Source organism: Thermosynechococcus sp. QS41 (assembly GCF_031583515.1).
In the GTDB taxonomy this organism is placed as follows: Bacteria; Cyanobacteriota; Cyanobacteriia; order Thermosynechococcales; family Thermosynechococcaceae; genus Thermosynechococcus.
The window spans coordinates 67,714-85,033 of sequence record NZ_CP134181.1 but is presented as its reverse complement, the minus strand read 5'-3'; the positions used below and the strand labels follow the sequence as shown (position 1 = coordinate 85,033).

The 17,320-nt window shown below is 54.5% G+C and carries 15 protein-coding genes, 1 tRNA gene and 1 riboswitch; of the genes, 13 read left to right on the top strand and 3 right to left on the bottom strand.

All coding sequences use genetic code 11. From position 1 onward, the window contains the following. The first annotated feature begins 19 nt into the window (after positions 1-19). A riboswitch (TPP riboswitch) is annotated at positions 20-118 on the top strand. Between the two features lie 10 nt (positions 119-128). Continuing rightward, positions 129-1,511 carry a phosphomethylpyrimidine synthase gene (gene thiC / locus RHJ80_RS00405; protein ID WP_302679175.1) on the top strand — a complete coding sequence of 461 codons (1,383 nt, stop codon included), beginning with the start codon at positions 129-131 and terminating at the stop codon, positions 1,509-1,511. 3 nt (positions 1,512-1,514) lie between these two features. Further along, positions 1,515-2,507: an inorganic phosphate transporter gene (locus tag RHJ80_RS00400; protein ID WP_310801232.1), complete on the top strand. Its 993-nt coding sequence runs from the start codon at positions 1,515-1,517 to the stop codon at positions 2,505-2,507. Positions 2,508-2,514: 7 nt separating this feature from the next. On the opposite strand, the gene RHJ80_RS00395 is transcribed toward RHJ80_RS00400, so the two are convergent. Then, on the bottom strand, positions 2,515-2,964 hold the full coding sequence (locus RHJ80_RS00395) for an SRPBCC family protein (RefSeq protein ID WP_310801231.1): 450 nt from the start codon (positions 2,962-2,964) through the stop codon (positions 2,515-2,517). After that, positions 2,961-4,400, bottom strand: coding sequence for a 9,9'-di-cis-zeta-carotene desaturase (gene zds / locus RHJ80_RS00390; protein WP_310801230.1), 1,440 nt, complete (start codon positions 4,398-4,400; stop codon positions 2,961-2,963). Before zds ends, RHJ80_RS00395 begins: the two co-directional genes overlap by 4 nt. A 158-nt stretch (positions 4,401-4,558) precedes the next feature. Here zds and RHJ80_RS00385 point away from each other — a divergent pair, with 158 nt between their 5' ends. The 3 genes from RHJ80_RS00385 to RHJ80_RS00375 all read left to right on the top strand — a co-directional run bounded on the left by RHJ80_RS00385 (position 4,559) and on the right by RHJ80_RS00375 (position 6,878). Next, positions 4,559-4,729, top strand: coding sequence for a hypothetical protein (locus RHJ80_RS00385; RefSeq protein ID WP_190278128.1), 171 nt, complete (start codon positions 4,559-4,561; stop codon positions 4,727-4,729). Positions 4,730-4,837: 108 nt separating this feature from the next. Continuing rightward, a complete protein-coding gene (sir, locus tag RHJ80_RS00380) occupies positions 4,838-6,742 on the top strand; it encodes a sulfite reductase, ferredoxin dependent (protein ID WP_310801229.1) in 1,905 nt (634 codons plus the stop codon). Positions 6,743-6,806: 64 nt separating this feature from the next. Further along, positions 6,807-6,878, top strand: a tRNA-Cys gene (locus RHJ80_RS00375). 8 nt (positions 6,879-6,886) lie between these two features. Here the strand turns inward: RHJ80_RS00375 and RHJ80_RS00370 are convergent. Then, positions 6,887-7,912, bottom strand: a complete 1,026-nt coding sequence (locus RHJ80_RS00370) for an alpha/beta fold hydrolase (RefSeq protein ID WP_310801228.1) — start codon at positions 7,910-7,912, stop codon at positions 6,887-6,889. A 73-nt stretch (positions 7,913-7,985) separates the two neighbouring features. Here RHJ80_RS00370 and RHJ80_RS00365 point away from each other — a divergent pair, with 73 nt between their 5' ends. The 8 genes from RHJ80_RS00365 to RHJ80_RS00330 all read left to right on the top strand — a co-directional run bounded on the left by RHJ80_RS00365 (position 7,986) and on the right by RHJ80_RS00330 (position 17,319). Further along, positions 7,986-8,837 (top strand): hypothetical protein, encoded by an 852-nt coding sequence (locus tag RHJ80_RS00365; protein ID WP_310437801.1) that lies wholly within the window; start codon positions 7,986-7,988, stop codon positions 8,835-8,837. Between the two features lie 14 nt (positions 8,838-8,851). After that, entirely contained in the window at positions 8,852-9,394 is a 543-nt protein-coding gene (locus tag RHJ80_RS00360; RefSeq protein WP_310437800.1) for a hypothetical protein, read from the top strand. Positions 9,395-9,442: 48 nt separating this feature from the next. Next, a complete protein-coding gene (gene aroA, locus RHJ80_RS00355) occupies positions 9,443-10,765 on the top strand; it encodes a 3-phosphoshikimate 1-carboxyvinyltransferase (protein WP_310801227.1) in 1,323 nt (440 codons plus the stop codon). Between the two features lie 321 nt (positions 10,766-11,086). Further along, on the top strand, positions 11,087-11,722 hold the full coding sequence (locus RHJ80_RS00350) for a MerR family transcriptional regulator (protein WP_149817113.1): 636 nt from the start codon (positions 11,087-11,089) through the stop codon (positions 11,720-11,722). A 58-nt stretch (positions 11,723-11,780) separates the two neighbouring features. Then, entirely contained in the window at positions 11,781-12,971 is a 1,191-nt protein-coding gene (locus RHJ80_RS00345; protein ID WP_302676941.1) for a response regulator, read from the top strand. Between the two features lie 80 nt (positions 12,972-13,051). Next, positions 13,052-13,417 (top strand): response regulator transcription factor, encoded by a 366-nt coding sequence (locus RHJ80_RS00340; RefSeq protein ID WP_149817109.1) that lies wholly within the window; start codon positions 13,052-13,054, stop codon positions 13,415-13,417. A 4-nt stretch (positions 13,418-13,421) separates the two neighbouring features. Next, positions 13,422-13,952: a chemotaxis protein CheW gene (locus tag RHJ80_RS00335; RefSeq protein WP_149817107.1), complete on the top strand. Its 531-nt coding sequence runs from the start codon at positions 13,422-13,424 to the stop codon at positions 13,950-13,952. 199 nt (positions 13,953-14,151) lie between these two features. Beyond that, positions 14,152-17,319 (top strand): methyl-accepting chemotaxis protein, encoded by a 3,168-nt coding sequence (locus tag RHJ80_RS00330; protein WP_310743911.1) that lies wholly within the window; start codon positions 14,152-14,154, stop codon positions 17,317-17,319. Position 17,320: the final 1 nt, after the last annotated feature.

The following is a 17,320-nucleotide window of genomic DNA, read 5'->3' as shown; positions in this document are numbered from 1 at the left end:
GGGCAAAGTGGTAGAATGAACGACATGCTAGGGGTGTCTGCGGTCAGAGCAGGCTGAGAGCAAACCCTTAGAACCTGAACCAGATCATGCTGGCGCAGGGAAGCTGTCTAGAGAGGATTCTATCAATGGTGCGTAGCGAATGGATTGCCGCCCGTAAGGGGCACGACAATGTCACCCAAATGCATTATGCCCGCCAAGGGATTATCACCGAAGAAATGCACTATGTGGCACGGCGGGAAAACCTACCTGCGGAATTGATTCGCGATGAGGTCGCCCGTGGGCGGATGATTATTCCCGCCAATATCAATCACCCCAACCTCGAGCCGATGGCGATCGGGATTGCTGCCAAGTGCAAAGTCAATGCCAACATTGGTGCCTCTCCCAACTCCTCCAGTCTAGAGGAGGAACTCGAAAAGCTACGGCTAGCGATTAAATACGGCGCCGACACGGTGATGGATCTGTCCACGGGTGGGGGGGATTTGGATGCCATTCGCACCGCCATTATTAATGCCTCACCCGTGCCCATTGGAACGGTGCCCGTCTATCAAGCCCTTGAAAGCGTCCACGGTAGCGTTGAGCGGCTTACCCCCGATGACTTTCTCCATGTCATTGAAAAGCACGCCCAGCAGGGGGTGGACTACATGACGATCCATGCGGGGATTCTCATTGAATATCTGCCTTTGGTAAAAAACCGCATCACTGGGATTGTGTCGCGCGGCGGCGGCATTCTCGCCAAGTGGATGCTGTATCACCACAAACAAAATCCCCTCTACACCCACTTCCGCGACATTATTGAGATCTTCAAAAAATACGATGTTTCCTTCTCCCTCGGGGACTCGCTGCGGCCAGGGTGTCTCCATGATGCCTCTGATGAAGCACAATTGGCGGAATTGAAAACCCTCGGTCAACTCACCCGCAAGGCTTGGGAACACGATGTCCAAGTGATGGTGGAAGGCCCCGGCCACGTGCCCATGGATCAAATTGAATTCAATGTGCGCAAGCAGATGGAAGAATGCTCTGAAGCTCCTTTCTATGTCCTTGGGCCCTTGGTCACGGATATTGCCCCCGGCTATGACCACATTACCAGTGCCATTGGCGCGGCGATGGCGGGTTGGTACGGCACGGCCATGCTTTGCTATGTGACCCCCAAAGAGCACCTTGGCTTACCCAATGCTGAAGATGTGCGCAATGGCTTGATTGCCTACAAAATTGCGGCTCACGCAGCGGATATTGCCCGTCATCGTCCGGGGGCGCGCGATCGCGATGATGAACTGTCGCGGGCACGGTATAACTTTGACTGGAACCGCCAATTTGAACTGGCTCTCGATCCGGATCGGGCACGGGAATACCACGACGAAACCCTACCGGCAGATATCTATAAAACGGCTGAGTTTTGCTCCATGTGCGGGCCGAAGTTCTGCCCCATGCAAACGAAGGTAGATGCCGATGCCCTTGCCGAACTGGAGAAATTCCTCGCCAAGGACAAAGATCAAGTGAGTGCCTCTGCCTAGGGCATGGCCATTGATTTCAAGGGGGGGTTGATTGCGATCGCCCTCCTTTTTGATGTCACCAATGGCTTCCATGATGCTGCCAATGCCATTGCAACGGTGGTGGCCACCCGTGCCCTTTCCCTGCGATCGGCGCTCATCCTTGCTGCTGCGGCTAATTTTGGTGGTGCCTTCTTGAGTACGCGGGTGGCGCTAACAATTGAAGCCGGCATTCTCAACAGCAGTGCCTTGGGTGCCCATTGGTTTGGCGTGATTAGTGCCGCGCTCCTCGGTGCGATGGGCTGGAATTTGCTCACTTGGTATTGGGGTTTACCCAGTAGTTCTTCCCATGCCCTCATTGGTGGCTTGGTGGGGGCAGCCCTCTTTCAAGTGTCCCCACAAATCATCTATTGGCAGGGGATTGTTGAGGCGGTGGTGATTCCCATGGTCGTGTCCCCCTTGGTGGCGATCGCCATCGGCCTTGGTTTGATGACCCTAGTCGAAAAGTGGTTGCAATGGCAAGGAGAACTCCCCCCAGAGCACTGGCAACGGTTGCAGATTCTCTCCGGAACATTGATGGCCGTTGCCCACGGTGCCAACGATGCCCAGAAAACAATGGGGGTGATCACCCTTGCCCTTGTGAGTTGGGGACAACTGTTACCGGAGGCGGGTGTGCCCTTTTGGGTGATGGCTGCCTGTGCCTTGGCGATCGCGATCGGTACCTATGGCGGCGGCGAACGCATTATCCGCACCACGGGGGAGAAAATTACACCCCTTGACCCTGTGAGTGGCTGCTTAGCGAATCTCAGTGCCGCCTTGACCGTGGGAGCCGCAAGTCTGGTGGGCTTTCCCGTCAGTACGACACAAGTCGTGGTGGGTGCGATTACGGGTGCTGGCTATCGCCATCAAGGGGAAGTGAACTGGCAAGTGTGGGCGCAAATTTTCATGGCATGGGTACTCACGTTTCCCGGTGCAGCCCTGCTGGCGATCGCGATCTCTTTTGGTCTATCCCAACTTTGAGTCAACCTCAGGAAACCTGTGTGGGCTGCATCTGTTGGGCATATTCACGAAAGCGTTCGAGATCTGCTTGCAATGTACTTTCAACTACGCGGCCAAGGAAAAGGCGATCCATCATTTGTCCCAAAATTCCCGGAATGGCATAGGACACCGACAGCTTCACAATGGTGCTGCCATGGCGATCGTAAAAGCGAATTGCACCCCGATTGGGCAGCCCATCCACGGACTCCCACTGAATCATTTGGTGCTTCACTTGGCGGCAAATGCGCGATCGCCAGCTAAAGTGCCAGTTGCCCGTGGTCAATGTCCAGCGCGATAGGGTAGGGTCTTCTTCAGTGACGACCACAGATTCAATCCACTTCATCCACAGGGGCATTTTCTCCAGATCCGACCACAGTGCCCAGACGCGATCGACATCGGCTGCCACTTCAATCTGAACCGTATGCTCTAACCAACTCATCCATGACCTCCTGCCAAAATCGCTTGGGCGGCTTGTCGTCCGGACATTGTCGCGCCCTCCATGCTGTCAATGTAGTCCTGCTGCGTATAGCTGCCCGCCAAGTAAAAGTTAGGAACGGGTGTTTTTTGGGGCGGACGATAGGGATCCATGCCGGGGGCTTCGCGATAGAGGGACTGCGCTAATTTGACGACACTGTACCATGTCATGTTCAGATGGCGCGACGAGGGGAAAAGTTCATGGACTTGGCGCAGCACATGTTGGGCAATTTCTTCATTGCTGGCTTTGATGAAGGGATCACCGGGAGTAAGCACCACTTGCAGTAAGGAGCCTTGACCTTCGCGATAGTAGTCCGCTGGACTAGTGAGGGCCAGATCCGCAAAGCAGGAAAAGTCAGCATCGGCAGTGTAGAGCAGGTTATCAATACCCGTTGCCGCCACCTGTTTTTGCTTACTGGGGTCTTGCAGTTCCGTAACCCAGCCATCAAATCGCAGTTGTACCGTGGCCACAGGCACGGCCTCGAGCTTAAAGATGTTGTCAAAGGTCGGGTGCGATCGCCACGCCGCCGGAATCAGGCGCTGAATCCCCGGCACATCACAGGCACACAGATACGCATCCGCTGTAACTGTTTCTAGTTTTTCGCCTAGGGGAATCACCAACCCTTCCACCTGCCAAGTGCTCGGATCCTCGCCGCGAAAGCGAATTTCCTTCACCCGTCGCCGCAGATGAATCTTAGCCCCCCGCGCTTCAATGTAGTTCACCAAGGGTTTGAGCAGGTATTCTGCCGGTGATCCCTTGAGCATATTGAGCCGTGAGGCAGTGGTTTTGGCGGCAAACATCATAAAGATCGTCAGCATACAGCGAGCGGACATCTGCTCGGTATCAATGAAGCCCAAGGCGTAGGAAATGGGATTCCAGAGGCGTTTGAGGCTATTTTCTGAACCGCCATGCCGCCGAAACCACTCCGCAAAACTGACCCGATCTAAGGCGCGAATTTGGCGCATTGCCCCCTCATAGTCCACCAGACCCCGCACCACAGGACTGGTGCCAAGGGCAATGGCATTAAAGAATTTATCGGCAGCAGAGAGTTGACTGGTGGTGAAGAAGGCCTTGAGACCGTTGAAGGGGGCACCCAAGGGAAAGCGAAAATCCAGTTCTCCCACCTGACCACCGCGATTAATAAAGGTGTGGGTATGTTCCTTAGGTAGTAGGTTAGCGATCGCCCCCACCTTGGTCATCAGTTCGAAGAGATTGGCGTAGTTGTAAAAGAAGACATGCAGCCCCATCTCAATGTGGTTTCCATCGGCATCTTGCCAACTGCTGACTTTGCCCCCCACAAAGGGACGGGATTCATAGATTTCAACACTGTGACCGGCATCCACCAAATCCACTGCGGCGGCTAAGCCGGCTAATCCTGCACCAACAATGACAACCCGCATCGGTGATCCCAGAAAACTTTACAGATTTTAACATTTTTCGCCCCTCGGACGGTTTCTCGCGCGTTAAGAAACTTGGCAGAGACCCTTGCCCCCCAGAACCCTCGTCTATGATCAAGGTAAGTTGAAGTTTTTGAATCGCTCACGCTCACGGTGTGCTTATGGCTACGCGTCGTGTCCTCGCCTTTCCCCTCTGGCAGTATTTGAACCAACGGCTATTTAGTCCGGGCTTTACCCTCAATCCCAAACGGTTCTGGCGGCAGTATTACGATGCTTACCTCGAACGCTGCTGGCAAAAGGACTGTGCCTCCAAGGAAGAACCCTCCTGTTAATCGTTCCACAGGTTCGCTAAAATGAGATAGCTCACTTTCCCGATCAAGATTAGGGACTTTTGGCTGTCGTCATTTTAGTTACTTTCACCTGCTGGAAAAAAGAACACTATGGTTGCTTCGCCCCCCTCTGCTGATGCTGCCCTGAAACGCTCAAAAATTGAGGCTCTCAAGGAACAAAGCCAACATCTGCGGGAACCCCTAGCCACAGAACTGCTAGAACCAACGAATCGTTTTAGCGAAGAGGGGGTGCAGATCCTCAAGTTCCACGGCTCCTATCAGCAGGACAACCGCGATAACCGCGTCAAGGGTCAGGAGAAAGACTACCAGTTCATGCTGCGTACCCGCAGTCCAGGAGGGTATATTCCGCCGCAGCTCTATTTAACCTTGGATCGCTTGGCGGATGAGTATGGCAACCACACCCTGCGGGCAACAACGCGGCAAGGATTCCAGTTGCACGGCATTCTCAAGAAGAATCTGAAAGCAGCGATCGCAGCCATTATTCGCAGCATGGGATCCACATTGGGCGCCTGCGGTGATTTGAACCGCAATGTCATGGCGCCACCCGCCCCCTTTCGCGATCGCCCGGAATATGCCCTTGCCTATGAGTATGCCCACCGCATTGCCGATCTGCTGACCCCACAAACCGGTGCCTACTACGAGATTTGGCTCGATGGTGAAAAGGTGATCTCCGCCGAAGAGCACCCCGATGTCAAGGCGGCACGGCAGCGCAATGGCAATGGCACGATCTTTCCCAATAACGAAGAGCCGATCTACGGCGATCACTATATGCCCCGCAAATTTAAGTGCTGTGTCACGGTGCCGGGGGATAACTCCGTAGATCTCTTCTCCCAAGATTTGACACTGGTGGTGATTACAGATGCCCAAGGCCATCTTGAGGGCTTCAATATCTATGCCGGTGGTGGTTTGGGGCGCACCCACAACAAAGAAGAAACCTTTGCCCGCATGGCTGATGAAATTGGCTTTGTCCGAGCGGCAGATGTCTATGAGGCGGTGAAGGCGATCGTGGCCACCCAGCGGGACTATGGCGATCGCTATAATCGGCGCCACGCCCGTTTGAAATACCTGATCCACGATTGGGGAGTCGAAAAATTCAAGGCCAAGGTGGAAGAATACTTTGGCAAACCCCTCGAACCCTTTCGCCCGCTGCCGCCGTGGCGCTATCAGGACTTTTTGGGCTGGCACCCCCAAGGAGATGGCAAATTCTTCTATGGCCTCTCCATTGCCAATGGCCGCATCCTTGATCAGGGGAACTTCAAACTCAAGTCGGCCCTCAAGAAAATCATCAAAGACTTTCAGCTCCCCCTGCGGGTCACGCCTCACCAAAATCTGCTCCTGTGTGATGTCTCTCCCGATCAACAGGATGCAATTCAGCACATCCTTGAGCAGCACGGGGTGCGTGATGTCAATGCCATTGATCCCCTCGAACGCTATAGCATGGCCTGCCCGGCGTTGCCTACCTGTGGCTTGGCCATTACCGAGTCGGAACGGGCAATTCCGGGGGTACTGGAGCGGATTCGTCGCCTCATGGATCGGCTGGGACTCCAAGAAGAGCACTTTGTGATTCGGATGACGGGGTGCCCCAATGGCTGTGCCCGCCCCTACTTGGCGGAATTGGGCTTTGTTGGCATTGTCCCCGGCGCCTATCAGACTTGGTTGGGGGGGAGTCCCGATCAAACCCGCTTAGCAGAGGTCTATATTGAGCGGTTACCGATTGCCGAACTGGAAACAGCCCTAGAGCCATTGCTAGTTTTTTATCGCGATCGCCGGCACAAGGGCGAATCCTTTGGGGACTTTTGCCACCGCGTCGGCTTGGCTGCCTTGCGGGAATTTGCCGCTACCTATATTCCAGCTACCGCGACAAAGCGCTACCGCGTGGATGTGCGTGCCGATCAATACCAGCAGCTTAAGGAATTAGCAGCGGCCAAGGGCATGTCTCTGGCGGCAGTGACCCGTGAAGCCATCCAGCGTTACCTTGAGCAATCTGGTCAGTAAGGTAAGCTAAAACAATCAAGGATGGGAAGAGCGCTATCGGCTATAATGAGAAATCGCCAAATAGGGCGGCATAGCCAAGTGGTAAGGCAGAGGTCTGCAAAACCTTTATCCCCCGGTTCGAATCCGGGTGCCGCCTTTGGTCATTTAGCTTCTGGTGTAACTCTGCTGTGCTAGCCAATCCAAGAGCCGATGAATCCCCCAGCAGTAGTCGGGATCGCCCCAGAGGCGTTGACACTTGCGATCGCTGGTAAAGCCCACGTGACCCCCTTGCTCTGTCATCAGCAGGGTGAGGGCAGGGTTGGCCTCGGCAATGGCTAGGAGTTCTGGCACCAGATTGGGATCAAATAGGGGATCATCCGCGGCATAGAGAATCCAGACTGGTAGGTTCAGTTGCGGCAGCAACGGCAAGGGACTGCTGGCAGCGTAATACTCGGCCACACTGCCAAAGCCAAGGCGGTCAATGACGAGGGCGGCATCAAAACCGGCAATGGTGTCAATCTGGGCAATGGTGTTGAGATCAAAGATTTGAGGATGAAGGCGATGCAGGTGGCGAGCTAAGTGTTGGAGTTGACGGCTGATGGCGCGTTCAAATTGCCGTCCCCAAAAAGTCGTGCCGAGGTGGGCAAGGGAGCGGTTGGAGTCAAGGTTGGGGCAAATCACAGCCGCCCCCCCAATCTCTTTTGTCCCTTGCTGTTGGGCATACCACGCCCCCCAAAGGGCTAACTGCCCCCCCAAGGAATAGCCAACAAACCAGTAGGGCGGCCTATAGCCCAGTTCTTGGCACTGTTGGGCGATCGCGACAAAGTCTTGGCCTTCGTAAAGCCCATCACTGGTCAACGCCGGAGAAAGTTCAGCACTGCGGCCATGGGCACGCCAGTCGAAGAGCACCACATCAAAGCGGCGGGCGATCGCCCAATGGGCAAGGGTATGCAAGTACCATTGATTCTTGAGATCACCCGTAATGCCGTAGGTGGCAATGATGGTTCCGCGTGCTTGGCCAACCCGATACCCCTCACCGTACAGGGGCACGCCCGCCGCCCCATGGAAAACATGGCTGGTTTGTGGTTGCCAAGGGTAGAGGCACCCCCAGCGTTGGACATAGGCAGTAAAGACCGTGTGGATCACGCCAGAGTGCAGCGGCAGTGGTGGCCAATAGGATAGGGATTGCATAGAATTTAGTCATCCATCGTAAGCAAAATAGGTAAGGTTGGGCGTTTTTGGTGATCATTGTGAGGCATGGGTGATGACACGGAGCGATGATCCGCAAAGGACAGACCCCTATACCATGGAAACCTGTCTGACAGATGTCCAAGCCAACCGCTTGCTGGATGAAGTCTTTGCCGCTGTGGAGGCCGACCTCAATGAGCCAGAATCCCTAGCAGCGGTCTTAGAACCGGAACCTTCCCTCCTCGTCCCCTTTGAAGCGACAACTCCTCCTCCGCCCCCACCACCGGCGGAACCTTCTCGCTGGCTGCACCGATCGGAACCAGAGCAGGCCTTTTCTTGGGGCGATCGCTTTTTGATGGGGGTTGGCATTGCCTCCTTTGTCCTAGGAGTTGGCCTTTGGATCAGTCTGAATCGCCAACCAGTTGCAGTTGCCCCTGACGCTACGGTGACCACAACCACCAGCCCTGCGGACATTGCCTTCGCTGAGTATCTGCAAACCTCCCTTCAGCTGCTCAGCCAACGGGCCGCCCCCCCAACCCCTGCATCGCCAGCGATCGCCAGCAATTCGGTTCCCACCCCCTCAACCCCCACCCCGACGGTTGAACGCATTTACGTTCCCGTCTACCAAGCCCCCAGCGCGCCAACGGTGACCCTGCCCAATTTACCAACGGTGACAGCTCCTACGCCGGCAGCCACACCGGTACCCCCTGCCCCTACACCGGCGCCCCCCCAACATACCTTAGTTGGCATCCTCGAACTGGGCGATCGCTCAGTGGCTCTTTTTCAAAGCAATGGCCAAACACTGCGCTTGAGTGTGGGCGATACAATTGGCAACGACGGCTGGCAACTGGTACAGATTCAAAATCAGCGGGCGGTGCTACGGCGTCAAGGGGAAGTGCGCTCCCTCACTGTTGGCCAAAGTTTTTAAAAAAAGGGGCACTCATGAGCTTTTTCCGCGACTTGAATGCATTCCTAGAGCAAAAACTCGAGGACTTTATTCGTGCCAATCCGCAGCTTGAACTCAATCTACTGCTCCTTGAGCTAGAGGATCAAGAACGGGAAACCCAAGAGCGGCTACTGCGGCTGCAACAGGAAGTCAATACCTGCGAACAGCAAATTTTAGGCCTTGTTTCCGAGATTCGCCGCTGGCGCGATCGTACCCACACCGCTATGGCCGCTCAGCGTCCTGATCTGGCCGAATTGGCACGACAACGGGAGGCCGAATTGCGCCAACGGGGGGAACAATTGTGGACGCAACGCCTCGACGCCCTCAATCAAATTCCCGTTACCCAGCAGCTGCTGCAAAAGATTCGCGATCGCCGGCGAGAAATCATGAACCGTGTGCCTACCGCCAGTGCGCCCCCACCACCGCCCCCACCGCCACCACGCATGACCAGTGACCTGAATGACCCAATTGAAGCTGAGTTTCGCCGCTTGGAACTGCAAACTGCCCTTGAGGAACTGAAGCGCTCAATGGGGCTATAGCGCAACAGACGTGGGACAATCGAGAACGCGGTTTTATCCAAATATCCCATGGCGGTTATTCAGATTACATCCGACGACACTTGGCAAATTCAGGCCGATGGCCATCCCCTGCAGGGCACCCTCCAGGTACCGGGAGATAAATCCATTTCCCACCGTGCCCTGATGTTGGGAGCAATGGCAGAGGGCACTACCCATATTGAAGGCCTGCTCGTGGGTGAAGATACCTGTAGTACCGCCGCCTGTTTTCGTGCCCTTGGTGCCGAGATTTCAGATCTCAATGCCACAGCAGTCACGGTTCAAGGCTTGGGAATTGGCCATCTCCAAGAACCCGTGGATGTCCTGAATGCCGGCAACTCTGGTACAACGATGCGGTTGTTGTTGGGGGTATTGGCAGCGCAAACAGGTCGCTTTTTTACGATGACTGGGGATGCCTCATTGCGATCGCGCCCCATGGCACGGGTCGTCACACCCTTGATGCAGATGGGTGCCCAGATTTGGGGGCGTCAACACCACAGCCGTGCCCCCTTGGCCGTTTTGGGGCAGCCCTTAGAGCCAATCACCTACTACAGTCCCATTGCCTCCGCTCAGGTGAAATCAGCGCTATTGCTCGCCGCCCTCCACACCGAAGGCACCACCATTATTCGCGAACCCCACCGCTCACGGGATCACAGTGAACGTATGCTTCAGGCTTTTGGTGCCTGTTTGAGCGTAGATGAGGGCACCTGTACGGTGAGTCTTGAAGGACCTGCGGTCTTAAAGGGTCAGAAGGTGATTGTGCCCGGCGACATCAGTTCAGCCGCCTTTTGGTTGGTGGCAGCCTCCATTACCCCTGATTCAGAACTAGTACTGACCAATGTGGGAGTTAACCCCACCCGCACCGGCATTCTCGACGTGCTTTGGGCAATGGGGGCCGAGATTACCCTTGAAAATGAGCGGCTCGTCACAGGCGAACCAGTGGCAGATCTGCGGGTGCGATCGGCGAGGCTGAAGGGAACCCGTATTGGCGGTGAATTGATTCCCCGCTTGATTGATGAGATTCCGATTTTGGCTGTGGCTGCTGCCTTTGCCGAAGGGATCACCGAAATTCGGGATGCAGCAGAACTACGGGTGAAGGAAAGCGATCGCCTCAAGGCCGTGGCCACAGAATTGCAAAAAATGGGCGCTAAGGTCACTGAACTCAGTGATGGCCTCGATATTCAGGGGGGCGTACCCTTGCAAGGCACCCATGTGGAAACCTACGGCGATCATCGCATGGCCATGAGTCTGGCGATCGCTGCCCTCAATGCCACAGGAACCAGCCACATTCACAACGCCAGTGCGGCAGCCGTCTCCTATCCTGAATTTGTAACAACTCTGCAACAAATTGCTTGACAACACAAAAATCCCAGTAATTTTTGGGACAACTTCACTCAACACCAAACGCTGTATGCTAGCATCAAATAAATTGTTTTGGTGTCACAATGCAGCTTCGCGTTGCGTTGAACTCTCTGTAGCCTTGTAATATTCAGGTGTTTACTTTCCTTGATAATTGTAAGACTAAATTAGACCCAAAATGATACAGAACCAAAAAAATACGATAATATAGTTTCACTCCTGCTCTAGGGGCGCCCTTGCGCTCTATCTGGGACAGGAAAATCCCTCTCTAACTGACTTCTTTGTTTTTTCGTTCAAAAAAGGCTGTGTTTGTTCATCATGGCAACAATTCAAGATTTCATCCACGTTCAGGATCAATGGTCATTAGATGAGTTGGTGGAAATCGCCAACGAACTCTTACCCCAGCACCTCCCCCAGGAGGATTCCAAAAACCGTGTTTTGGAAGAGGTCAACCCGCGTCTGGTGCGCCATTACACCTCCTGCAAATTGATTGACCGTCCCGCTCGCATTGGCCGCGAAGGGCGCTACGGCTATCGCCACCTAGTGCAATTGCTGGTGGTGCGGCGGCTGTTGATGGAGGGCTATACCGCAGGTGCCATTTACAAGCTGGTGTATCGTATGAGCACCCCAGAACTGCGGGCACTCCTTGAGCAAGGGGTTCATCTGCAATTGAATCCACCCCCGATCAACCCAGCTTTGGCCTTTTTGCAACAGGTACAAGACCGCTCTGAGCATCGCTATGGGGAACCCATGCGCGTCAGTCCCAGTGTCAGCCGCCGCGAGGTACCGCCCCCGAGCCATTCACCGCAACCAGAATCTTGGAAGCGCATTGAGGTGGTGCCGGGCTTTGAGGTTCATATTCGCGATGACTTTAACTTTCCCCAGATCAATCGCGATCAGGAAGCCCTTGTGAAGCAACTGGTGCAATTGCTCTCTAGCTATACCCAGCGCTAACTGAGACTGAACTATCCGGTGTCGCGGTCAGCCCGCTGGCGATCGCTATAATAGCGCCATGGAAGGATGCCTCAACGATACGGATATTTACACGCTGTGCCAAACCCTTGCCCTTGGCCAGCGCACCGGGGAACTCTACCTCGAAGATGATGCCGGTCATACGTGGCTTCTCTTTTTGAGTCATGGCCACCTAGTGTATATTGCCGATCGCCACAGCCACAGTTTAGAGCGGTTGCAGGATCTGCTCTATGGGCAGGGCATTCCTTGGCCGAGTCCCGATAGCTTCATCGAAAGCAAAGCCGGTGCCAGTTGGGTGGAATACGAATGCCTGTGGTGGCTCCTCGATCACTGCAAGCTCAATCAAATCCATAGCGTGTGGCGGGCGCTGCTGCGGGAGAGTCTCTTTGACGTTGTTAGCCTCAATCGCGCTTGGTTCAAGTTTTATAGTGCGAGTCCCCTCACCCCCCAATGGCACAATCTCTCCCTGACAATGCTGCTCAATGACAGCCTGAGTCATCTGCGGGAATGGAAAAAACTGCATCCAGAGTTGCGTTCCCTTGATCAATCCCTCGAACTGACGGATATTAAACCCACAGGCAACGATCCAGCGGATCAGTGGTTTCGCCAACTGGAACCCTTCGTGCGCGAGCGGATCACCTTGCGCCGTCTGAGTCGGCAACTGGGACGAGATGGCGTGACGGTGGGCAAACTCCTGCTGCCCTATCTCCATCAAGGGTACTTACAAGTCAGTTCTTGGGGAACCAATGGCCACACCCGTACATTTCCCCCCCTCTCTTGGCGGCGATCGCCCCGGGTCGTGTGTGTGGATGATGCCGCCACTGTCCGTCAAGTGGTTGAATCCACCCTGCAAGCCGCAGGTTATGAAGCCACGGCGATCGCCCACCCCTTAACGGCCTTGAGTCTCATTTTCCAACTCAACCCCGACCTGATTTTCCTCGATATTGCCATGCCCGAATTGGATGGCTACGAATTTTGCACCCTTCTACGGCACACCCCTCGCTTCCGTTATACGCCGATTATTATGCTGACTAGCCTCGTTGGTTGGAGCGATCGCCTGCGCGCCAAAGTGGCCGGTGCCACTGATTACCTCAGCAAGCCCTTTTCAACTCAAGAATTGTTAACAATTACGCACCATTACATTGGTGCAGCGCCACCTGTGACCTCCTTAACAGACGAGTCCTTTGGCGACGTGCTAGAACCAAAATCAGGCCTTGAGACGCCCCGTTAGCAGGTTAGCTATCATCAACCTGTCAACCTCTTAGGCTTTTAGAATATAAAGCAAACCCTGAATTCTACGTGTAACCCCCTATGAGTAAAGTCTTAGTTGTCGAAGATAGTCCACCCCAGCGGGAAATGATCAGCGAATTGCTGGCGAAAACAGGCTTTGAAGTAACCGTTGCCACCGATGGTGTCGAGGCCATGGAGCAATTGCAGCAGAGCACGCCCGATGTGGTTGTCCTCGACATTGTCATGCCCCGCATGAATGGGTATGAAGTCTGTCGCCAAATTAAGTCCGACCCCCGCACCCAATCCATTCCCGTGGTGATCTGTAGCTCCAAAGGTGAGGAGTTTGATCGCTATTGGGGCATGAAACAGGGGGCTGATGCGTATATTACGAAGCCCTTTGACCCCAAAGAATTGGTTGGCACCATCAAGCAACTCTTGCGAGGCTAAAAAAATGTTTAGTAGCTCAGACTTACTCGCAACCAATGCCCCCATCGAAAGTGGCAATATCGATGACCTCAGAACCCCAGAGGGGGATTTACATATCCTCTTTACCATCCCTAGCGGTGATACCCTAGCCCTACCGGCTATTGGGGTACGCGAAGTTGTGGCCGTGACTCCCGATCGCATTACGCCAGTGCCCAATACCTCCAATCTGCTACTGGGGATTTTGAACTTGCGAGGGCAGGTGATTTGGGTCGCGGATACCGGTAAGTTTCTTGGCGATGACACCCCCTTGAATACCGATCGCTCTGAGCTATCGATTATTGCCATTGAAGATGATGAGTTAATGGTAGGGCTAGCAGTTCATCAGGTCCGAGGCATGGAGTGGCTCAACAATGACACCATTAAGCCCGCGACCCATGTCAGCGATCAGATGGCTCCCTTTGTCCGTGGCGAATGGGTTTTTGATGCCGAGCAACAGGACATTGTTAAGCTCTTGGATCCCCTCGCCATTTTACGCAGTGCTCGTTGGGGACTCTAAACTAGAAAAAGTAGAATCTCAATGACACTCGCCCGCAAGTGTCACGATGGAACCCATCAACACCAGTCACTTTAGGAAAATTAACACCCCCGTGCTATCTTTCCCAAGGATTGGCGCATACTTTAGTAATTAAAGCTTCCTTGATGTAGTCCCTAAGAATTCTCTGCCCCTCGTCATCGTCCATTCTGGGAGTAAGCCCATGGCATCCAGCAGCACCCAACACACCCAAGAATATCAAAAAGCGGTTGCCGCTTATGTGCAAGGCAACTATGAAGAAGCAGCCAAAATCACTGACCAGTTGGTGGGCACCCGACCGGGCGATCCAAACCTGCGGCTGCTGCGGGGGCACATTTACTGCTGTCAACAACGCTACAGCGAGGCTCAAGAGCAGTACCATGCGGTTCTCAATGCCACAACGGATCCAGAATTGATCAACTTGGCCAACGAGAGCCTTGCCAAGATTAAGGATTTGATTCCCGCTGCTGAACCTGCCAAAAACGGCGGCGAACACCACCCCCCCCTGCAAGGAGATCACACCCAACTGCAGGGGGACAATACCTTTTTGCAAACCACGCCACCCATTGTGGAACCCCAAGCCGCAAACCCTTCAGAGGAATTGAGTCTTGATCACTTTGATGACTTTGGTAGCGATTTAGGGACAAGTAACCCCTTTGACGATCTTGAGGTGGGCGGCATTGAGGAAGAATTTGGCGCCAGTTTAGAACAGGGTGCCTTTAATCCCTTCGACGAAGATGCGGCGGTTCAGGATCCCTTTGCCTTTTCGGCCAATTCTTTGGAGGAGCCAGTCGCGGACATTCCAGAAATTCCCATCGGCGAATCCGTGCAGCCCCTAGGTACAGAGTCCATCAGTGATGATGATGTCACAATGCTCATGGGAAGTTCTCCTTTGACCCCGTCCGAACCAGCCAGACCTATTTTTGATGGTGAGACATCAGAAAGTACTGCGGCTCCGTTTCAAGAAATGACGCCCCCCGCCCTCGAAACATTTGATGATCCCTTTGCTGCTGAAGTAGCCGTATCTGAAGAGAGTCTCTTTGGGGGGCTTACAGAATCGGGAGAAGCCAACGCTTCTGAAGAGAGCCTTTTTCCCGGTCTTGAGGAATCCCTAGCGGCAAATATGTCGGCAGAAAGTCTCTTTGGCGATATTGAGGAAGCCCCAGCAGCCAGCATTCCTGAAGAGAGCCTCTTGCCAAATCTGACGGAATCCATTGAGACCAATGTTCCTGAAGTCTCTACCTCTGCCGCTGGTATCAGTGATTTGTTGACCAATGAGGCGGCAGATGCCATTGAATTGTTGCCGCAGCCGGAATTAAGTTCCTCTGATGCAGCCGAGGAGGAAGACGATCTCTTTGGCGACTTTTCGGTTTCCCTTGAGGCTTTTGAAGCCCCAGATATTGTGGCAGAACCCCTGTCTCCTGAGGCCTTTGACCCCGCTACCTTTGAGGATGAGCAAACGATCGCCATGTCTGAGTTTCCCGCAGGTGAAACCGTTAGGGAGCCAGAGGCACCAGCGATCGCGAAAGGGGAAGCGAGCTCTGGTGGTGCTGAACCCTTTGAATCCATTGCCGACTTTAATCTAGAGGATCTCTCCTTTGGCAATGCAGATCTCTCCGGTGCGGGATTTGATGATGAAATGACCATTGCCAATCCTCAAGTGCATGGTATGGGGGCTGTTGGCTCAGATGCCACCGTGATGGCCGATGCCGGCACCGAGACCTTTGCAGTTTTACCGGATGAATTTGATCTCAGCCAGCAAAGTCTTGAGGACTTGGCCGATTTTAGCCTCGACCTGAGTCAAAGCACTGCTAGCCGCGCTGAAACCCCACCCCCTGCAGCAAGTCAGGATCTGTCAGCCTTTACCGAGCAAGTACCCGTTGCAGCACCAGCAGCTACTGCGCCAACACCTTCCCGTAGTCCTAGTCCTGTGGCTAGAACAGTCCCAGCAACCTCAACGGCCACGAGTTCCTTTGGCCAGCAAAACATTACCTCAGCCGTAACCAGTGGTGTCCTTTCCGCCTTGGCTGCGGGTGCCGTTAGTTTAGGCTTTAGTGCCTCCGGCCCTGCGCCTTTAGTGAGTGGTACTGCTGCTGGTCTCACCGCCGGGGTGGCCGTCTATGCCATGGGGCAGCGCAGTGTCAGCCGCATCAAGCGCTTCTGTACGGATTTGCAGGCACAGTGTAATGCCGTGATTGCCGGTGATATGACGGCGCGGGTGCCGGTCACCAGTAACGATGAACTGGGACTCTTGGCACAAAGCTTTAACCAAATGACGGATACCATCCAGCAAATTACTGCTGATGCCCAGAAAAAAGCAGAGGAAAACGAGCGGCAGCGGGATGATTTACAGCGCCAAGTGATCCGACTCCTCGATGATGTGGAGGGGGCTGCCCGCGGTGACCTGACCGTACAAGCGGAAGTGACAGCGGACGTGCTCGGCGCAGTGGCCGACTCCTTTAACCTGACAATTCACAACCTGCGGACGATTGTGCAACAGGTGAAAATTGCCGCCCAGCAGGTGAGTCGCGGTGCGGCAGAAAACGAAACTTTTGCCCGTAGTCTCTCAGCAGATGCTCTGCGGCAAGCGGAGGAGCTAGCCGTCACCCTGAACTCGGTGCAGATGATGACCAATGCGATTCAGCGGGTGGCCGAAAGTGCCCAAGAAGCTAATGAGGTGGCACGCAATGCTTCAGAAACAGCCCTCCGTGGTGGTGAGGCGGTGGAACGCACAGTGGCGGGTATTTTGCAAATTCGGGAAACGGTGGCCGAGACCACCCGCAAGGTGAAGCGCCTAGCGGAATCTTCCCAAGAGATTGCCAAGATTGTCGGTGTGATCTCGTCGATCGCCAACCGCACGAACCTGTTGGCCTTGAACGCCAGTATTGAGGCCGCACGAGCTGGGGAAGCAGGTCGGGGGTTTGCGGTGGTCGCCGATGAGGTGCGCCAACTGGCAGACCGCGCAGCCAAAGCCTCGAAAGAAATTGAGCAGATTGTGTTGCAAATTCAAAGTGAAACCGGCGCGGTGATGACCGCCATGGAAGAAGGGACACAGCAGGTGATTGAGGGGACGAAGCGGGCTGAACAGGCCAAGCACTCCCTTGAGGACATCATCCAAGTGTCGTCGCAAATTGATACCCTTGTGCGCTCGATTACCAACGCTACGGTCGAGCAAACAGAATCGGCGCGAGCCATGGCTCAGGTGATGCAATCCATTGAGTTGACAGCGCAGGCCACCTCTCAGGAGGCACAGCGGGTGTCTGACTCGTTGCAAGGTCTAGTGAGTGTGGCGCGCAACTTGCAGGCATCGGTGGAACGGTTCCGCGTTGAAAATACTGAAGATCAAGCCTAAG